This is a genomic window from Streptomyces sp. 8N706, from assembly GCF_052245415.1.
GTDB lineage: Bacteria > Actinomycetota > Actinomycetes > Streptomycetales > Streptomycetaceae > Streptomyces.
In genome coordinates this window covers 1-6,327 of sequence record NZ_JBQQBW010000193.1, presented here as the reverse complement: position 1 = coordinate 6,327, position 6,327 = coordinate 1, and the positions used below count along the sequence as shown (strand labels likewise).

The window sequence follows — 6,327 nt, the reverse complement described above, 5'->3', positions numbered from 1 at the left end:
GTGTAAGCCTCCTTCCGCCCACCCGTCCCTTCGCGGGGCGGGTGGGCGGCCCCCTGGACACCACCTCTCGCCCGCGGAAGGCCCGGCCACCCACGATGTACTCCCTCCTGTTCCGACTGATCTTCCGGCGTATGGATCCCGAGCGGGCCCACCACCTGGCCTTCTCCTGGATCCGGCTCGCCGCTCGCGTCCCCCTGCTGAGGACGTGGATCGCGGCCGTCCTCGCGCCGCGCCACGAGGCACTGCGTACCGAGGCGCTCGGCCTGCGCCTGCCCGGCCCCTTCGGCCTCGCCGCCGGGTTCGACAAGAACGCGGCCGGCATCGACGGGCTCGCCATGCTCGGTTTCGGCCATGTCGAGATCGGCACCGTCACCGCCCGGCCCCAGCCGGGAAACCCCCGGAAGCGGCTGTTCCGTCTGGTCCCGGACCGGGCGCTCATCAACCGCATGGGCTTCAACAACGACGGCTCCGCCGCCGTGGCCGCCCGGCTGCGCGAGCGCAAGGAGCTCGTCCCGGCGGTCGTCGGCGTCAACATCGGCAAGACCAAGGTCGTCCCGGAGGGCGAGGCCGTCGCCGACTACGTCACCTCCACCGAGCGGCTCGCCCGGCACGCCGACTATCTGGTCGTCAACGTCAGCTCGCCGAACACCCCGGGGCTGCGCGACCTCCAGGCCGTCGACCAGCTGCGGCCCCTGCTCTCCGCCGTCCGCGAGGCCGCCGATCGCACCGTCACCGGCCGCCGCGTCCCCCTGCTCGTCAAGATCGCACCCGACCTCGCGGACGAGGACGTCGACGCTGTCGCCGACCTCGCCGTCGAGCTCGGCCTCGACGGCATCATCGCCACCAACACCACCATCGCCCGCGACGGCCTGGGCCTGTCCACGACCGGGGACGAGATCGCAGCGAGCGGCGCCGGCGGCCTCTCCGGCGCACCCCTCAAGGCCCGCTCCCTGGAGGTGCTGCGCCGGCTGTACGCGCGCGTGGGCGGCCGGATCACCCTCGTCGGAGTGGGCGGCATCCAGACCGCCGACGACGTCTGGGAGCGCATTCTGGCCGGAGCCACCCTCGTCCAGGGCTACAGCGGCTTCATCTACTATGGCCCGATGGGGTGCCGCCGGATCAACATCGGACTCGCGGCCCAGCTGGCCGCCTGCCCGTACGCCACCCTCGCCTACGCGGTCGGCACGTAAACCCCTTATGCGCCCGCCTGATGACGACTACGACCACCGAGACCTTCGGTGCCCGCCTGCGCCGCGCCATGGACACCCGCGGCCCGCTGTGCGTCGGCATCGACCCGCACGCCTCCCTGCTCACCGACTGGGGCCTCGGCGACGACATCGCGGGCCTGGAACGCTTCACCCACACGGTCGTCGACGCCCTCGCCGACCGGGTCGCGGTCCTCAAGCCGCAGTCGGCCTTCTTCGAACGTTTCGGCTCCCGGGGCGTCGCCGTCCTGGAGCGGGCCGTCGCCGACGCCAGGGCCGCGGGCGCGCTCGTCCTCATGGACGCCAAGCGCGGTGACATCGGCTCGACCATGGCCGCGTACGCCGCCGCCTACCTCGACCCGGCGGGCCCGCTCTTCTCGGACGCCGTGACCGTCAGCCCCTACCTCGGCTTCGGCTCGCTGCGCCCGGCGCTGGACGCCGCGCGGGCGAGCGGCACCGGCGTCTTCGTCCTGGCCCTCACCTCCAACCCGGAGGGCGCCGAGGTACAGCGGGCCACCGCGGCCGATGGCGGTTCACTCGCACAGGTGATGCTCGACCACATCGCACGGGAGAACGCGGGCGCCGAGCCGCTCGGCTCCGTGGGCGCGGTCGTCGGCGCCACGCTCGGGTACGCCGGGGCCGATCTGGCGGTCAACGGTCCGCTGCTCGCCCCGGGCATCGGCGCCCAGGGCGCGACCCCGGCCGATCTTCCCCGGGTCTTCGGCTCGGCCGTCGGCAACGTCGTACCGAGCGTCAGCCGCGGGGTGCTGCGCCACGGCCCCGGCGCGGCCGGCCTGCGTGAGGCCGCCGAGCGCTTCGCGGACGAGGTCAGGGCCGCTGTGGAGGGCTGAGGGCGGGGGTCGATTATCGGCCCTGTTGAACAATTCGGCCGAATCTGGTGGACGTTTGCCCCAATTGTCCAAGTCAACAGAGTCTGACCAGGACTTTTCGTTCGTTCTCGCTGACTGGAGCGGTCCAGACCGCTAGTCTCCGTCGAGAGCGAACGTGCAAGCGCGTTGCTCGTTGCTCCGCAGGTGTGGGGCGACTAGGTTCCTCACCGGTCCGTATCCGACAGTTCGACATCCGAGGTGACGTAGGCGTGGCTCTTCCGCCCCTTACCCCTGAACAGCGCGCAGCCGCGCTCGAAAAGGCCGCCGCGGCTCGCCGGGAGCGGGCCGAGGTCAAGAATCGACTCAAGCACTCCGGCGCCTCCCTGCACGAGGTCATCAAGCAGGGCCAGGAGAACGATGTCATCGGCAAGATGAAGGTCTCCGCCCTCCTCGAGTCCCTGCCCGGCGTCGGCAAGGTGCGCGCCAAGCAGATCATGGAGCGGCTCGGCATCTCCGAGAGCCGCCGGGTGCGCGGTCTCGGCTCCAACCAGATCGCCTCCCTGGAGCGCGAGTTCGGCGGCGGCGCCGCCTGACGTTCTCAGGCACCCCTGAGAACCTGGATAATCGCTGCATGAGTACTGCAGTCTCCCGGGGGGAGACCCCCGTACCCCCGGTCAGACACCCGCGGCTGACCGTGCTCTCCGGCCCCTCGGGGGTCGGCAAGAGCACGGTCGTCGCCCATTTGCGCAAGGTCCACCCGGAGGTCTGGCTCTCCGTCTCGGCCACCACCCGTAAGCCACGCCCCGGCGAGCAGCACGGCGTCCAGTACTTCTTCGTCGACGACGGGGAGTTCGACAAGCTGATCGCCAACGGTGAGCTGCTGGAGTGGGCGGACTTCGCGGGGCACCGGTACGGCACGCCGCGGCGTGCGGTGCTCGACCATCTGGAAGCGGGCGAGCCCGTGCTCCTGGAGATCGATCTCCAGGGCGCCCGTCTCGTCCGTGAGTCCATGCCGGAGGCACAGCTGGTCTTCCTGGCGCCGCCGAGCTGGGAGGAGCTGGTCCGCCGGCTCACCGGTCGCGGCACCGAGGCCCCGGAGGTCATCGAGCGCCGGCTGGAGGCCGCGAAGGTGGAGCTCGCCGCCGAGTCGGAGTTCGATACGACCCTGGTGAACACCTCCGTCGAGGATGTGTCGCGCGAGCTGCTAGCCTTGATGCAAGTTGTTTGATCTTTTTCCACCCTTTCGGAAGGTAGAGCGTGTCCTCTTCCATCACCGCGCCCGAGGGCATCATCAACCCGCCGATCGACGAGCTGCTCGAGGCGACTGACTCGAAGTACAGCCTTGTGATCTACGCGGCCAAGCGTGCGCGTCAGATCAACGCGTACTACTCACAGCTCGGCGAGGGCCTGCTCGAGTACGTCGGTCCGCTCGTGGACACCCATGTGCACGAGAAGCCGCTCTCGATCGCGCTGCGCGAGATCAACGCGGGTCTGCTGACGTCCGAGGCCATCGAGGGCCCGGCGCAGTAGGCAGTCGGAACTCCAGACCACAGGCCCGGCACGAGGCACCTCACAGCGTCAGCTGGGGGCGCGACTGCCGGGCCTGTGGTGTGTCATAGGTGCGTAGAGACGTGGCGCGGGAAGAGGCGAGGGATGGACAAGCCGAAGGTCGTTCTGGGGGTCAGCGGCGGGATCGCCGCCTACAAGGCGTGCGAGCTGCTGCGCCGGCTGACCGAGTCCGGACACGACGTACGGGTCGTGCCGACCGCCTCGGCCCTGAACTTCGTCGGCGAGGCGACCTGGTCGGCGCTCTCCGGCAACCCCGTCTCGGCCGAGGTGTGGGAGACCGTCCACGAGGTGCCGCACGTACGCATCGGCCAGACCGCCGACCTCGTCGTGGTCGCGCCCGCCACCGCCGACATGCTCGCCAAGGCCGCTCACGGCCTCGCCGACGACCTGCTCACCAACACGCTCCTCACCGCCCGATGTCCGGTCGTCTTCGCGCCCGCCATGCACACCGAGATGTGGGAGCACCCGGCCACCCAGGAGAACGTCGCGACGCTGCGCCGGCGCGGAGCCCTGGTCATCGAGCCCGCCGTCGGCCGTCTCACCGGCGTGGACACCGGCAAGGGCCGGCTGCCCGACCCGGGCGAGATCTTCGAGGTGTGCCGGCATGTGCTGGCCCGGGGGACGGTGAGCGCCGAGCCCGACCTGTCCGGGCGGCATGTGGTCATCAGCGCGGGCGGCACCCGCGAACCGCTCGACCCGGTGCGCTTCCTCGGCAACCGCTCCTCCGGCAAGCAGGGCTACGCCCTGGCCCGTACCGCCGTCGCACGGGGCGCCCGGGTCACCCTGGTCGCCGCCAACACCGGCCTGCCCGATCCGGCGGGCGTCGATGTGGTCCCGGTCGGTACGGCCGTACAGCTGCGCGAGGCCGTTCTGAAGGCGGCCGCGGACGCGGACGCTGTGGTCATGGCCGCCGCGGTGGCGGACTTCCGGCCCGCGCGCTACGCCACGGGCAAGATCAAGAAGAAGGAGGGCCTGGAGCCCGAGCCGGTCGGTCTGGTGCGCAACCCCGATGTGCTGGCCGAGATCTCCGTCGACCGGGCCCGCCCCGGCCAGGTGGTCGTGGGCTTCGCCGCCGAGACCGACGACGTTCTTGCCAACGGGCGCGCCAAGCTGGCCCGCAAGGGGTGTGACCTGCTGGTGGTCAATGAGGTGGGGGAGCGGAAGACCTTCGGTTCGGAGGAGAACGAGGCGGTCGTCCTCGGCGCGGACGGCACGGAGGAGGCGGTGCCGTACGGGCCGAAGGAGACCCTCGCGAACGTCGTCTGGGACCTGGTGAGCCGCCGGTTCCGCTGATATGTTCCCTTCGCCCCATCGGGATCCGGGGCCTTGCCGACACGCCCGGCATACGCGAGGCGCGCGGTGTGGCGTACGTCTCTTCCGGAGTCATGCCGCAGGTCACCGGACTCCCACGGAGCGAGATGGCCATGTCCAGCTGGAGTGAGTGCCGGATAGACTGGTCGCGGATCCGCGCCGGGCGCAGCTCCCGGACGGATCCAGCCATGATGAGACAGCAGCCGCTGCAACCCCAGGGAGCGATGTGTCCCGCCGCCTGTTCACCTCGGAGTCCGTCACCGAGGGCCACCCCGACAAGATCGCTGACCAGATCAGCGACACGATCCTCGACGCCCTCCTCAAGGAGGACCCGACGTCCCGGGTCGCCGTCGAGACGCTGATCACGACCGGCCTGGTGCATGTGGCCGGTGAGGTGACGACGAAGGCGTATGCGCCGATTGCCTCGCTCGTCCGCAACAAGATCCTCGAGATCGGGTACGACTCCTCGAAGAAGGGCTTCGACGGCGCCTCCTGTGGTGTGTCGGTGTCCATCGGGGCACAGTCGCCGGACATCGCGCAGGGTGTCGACACAGCGTACGAGAAGCGCGTCGAAGGTGATGAGGACGAGCTCGACAAGCAGGGCGCGGGCGACCAGGGCCTGATGTTCGGCTACGCGTGCGACGAGACGCCCGAGCTGATGCCGCTGCCGATCAACCTGGCCCACCGGCTCTCCCGCCGGCTGTCCGAGGTCCGCAAGAACGGCACCATCCCCTACCTGCGTCCGGACGGCAAGACCCAGGTCACCGTGGAGTACAACGGCGACAAGGCCGTGCGGCTCGACACCGTGGTGGTCTCCTCGCAGCACGCCTCGGACATCGACCTGGACTCGCTGCTCGCCCCCGACATCCGCGAGTTCGTCGTGGAGCACGTCCTCAACCAGCTCCTCGAGGACGGCATCAAGCTGGACACCGACAGCTACCGGCTGCTGGTCAACCCGACCGGGCGGTTCGAGATCGGCGGCCCGATGGGCGACGCCGGCCTGACCGGTCGCAAGATCATCATCGACACGTACGGCGGTATGTCCCGTCACGGTGGCGGCGCCTTCTCGGGCAAGGACCCGTCCAAGGTGGACCGCTCGGCGGCGTACGCCATGCGCTGGGTCGCCAAGAACGTCGTCGCGGCCGGTCTGGCCTCCCGCTGCGAGGTGCAGGTCGCGTACGCGATCGGCAAGGCCGAGCCGGTGGGTCTGTTCGTGGAGACCTTCGGTACCGCCACGATCGACGTCGAGAAGATCGAGCAGGCCATCGGCGAGGTCTTCGACCTCCGCCCGGCCGCCATCATCCGCGACCTGGACCTGCTCCGCCCGATCTACGCCCAGACCGCCGCGTACGGGCACTTCGGCCGTGAGCTTCCGGACTTCACCTGGGAGCGCACCGACCGGGTGGACGCGC

General features: G+C 70.3%; 7 protein-coding genes. All 7 read left to right on the top strand.

Translation table 11 applies throughout. The features are described from left to right. Positions 1-95 precede the first annotated feature (95 nt). Positions 96-1,190: a quinone-dependent dihydroorotate dehydrogenase gene (locus tag ACTWQE_RS33285; protein ID WP_443332825.1), complete on the top strand. Its 1,095-nt coding sequence runs from the start codon at positions 96-98 to the stop codon at positions 1,188-1,190. Positions 1,191-1,210: 20 nt separating this feature from the next. After that, the gene (pyrF, locus tag ACTWQE_RS33280) at positions 1,211-2,056 is read left to right on the top strand and encodes an orotidine-5'-phosphate decarboxylase (RefSeq protein ID WP_443332824.1); all 846 of its coding nucleotides are present in this window, start codon (positions 1,211-1,213) and stop codon (positions 2,054-2,056) included. 248 nt (positions 2,057-2,304) lie between these two features. Continuing rightward, entirely contained in the window at positions 2,305-2,628 is a 324-nt protein-coding gene (locus ACTWQE_RS33275) for an integration host factor (protein ID WP_005319887.1), read from the top strand. A gap of 38 nt (positions 2,629-2,666) precedes the next feature. Continuing rightward, the gene (gene gmk, locus ACTWQE_RS33270) at positions 2,667-3,263 is read left to right on the top strand and encodes a guanylate kinase (protein ID WP_443332823.1); all 597 of its coding nucleotides are present in this window, start codon (positions 2,667-2,669) and stop codon (positions 3,261-3,263) included. 29 nt (positions 3,264-3,292) lie between these two features. After that, on the top strand, positions 3,293-3,565 hold the full coding sequence (gene rpoZ / locus ACTWQE_RS33265; protein ID WP_005319902.1) for a DNA-directed RNA polymerase subunit omega: 273 nt from the start codon (positions 3,293-3,295) through the stop codon (positions 3,563-3,565). Between the two features lie 123 nt (positions 3,566-3,688). Next, positions 3,689-4,897 carry a bifunctional phosphopantothenoylcysteine decarboxylase/phosphopantothenate--cysteine ligase CoaBC gene (gene coaBC, locus ACTWQE_RS33260; protein ID WP_443332822.1) on the top strand — a complete coding sequence of 403 codons (1,209 nt, stop codon included), beginning with the start codon at positions 3,689-3,691 and terminating at the stop codon, positions 4,895-4,897. 244 nt (positions 4,898-5,141) lie between these two features. After that, positions 5,142-6,327, top strand: a 1,186-nt coding sequence (metK, locus tag ACTWQE_RS33255; protein WP_443332821.1) for a methionine adenosyltransferase, incomplete at its 3' end; no start/stop codon positions are given.

Excerpts from the sequence above, each read along its gene's own strand:
- gmk (WP_443332823.1), top strand. The coding sequence starts at position 2,667 with ATGAGTACTGCAGTCTCCCGGGGGGAGACCCCCGTACCCCCGGTCAGA.
- pyrF (WP_443332824.1), top strand. The coding sequence starts at position 1,211 with ATGACGACTACGACCACCGAGACCTTCGGTGCCCGCCTGCGCCGCGCC.
- coaBC (WP_443332822.1), top strand. The coding sequence starts at position 3,689 with ATGGACAAGCCGAAGGTCGTTCTGGGGGTCAGCGGCGGGATCGCCGCC.
- ACTWQE_RS33285 (WP_443332825.1), top strand. The coding sequence starts at position 96 with ATGTACTCCCTCCTGTTCCGACTGATCTTCCGGCGTATGGATCCCGAG.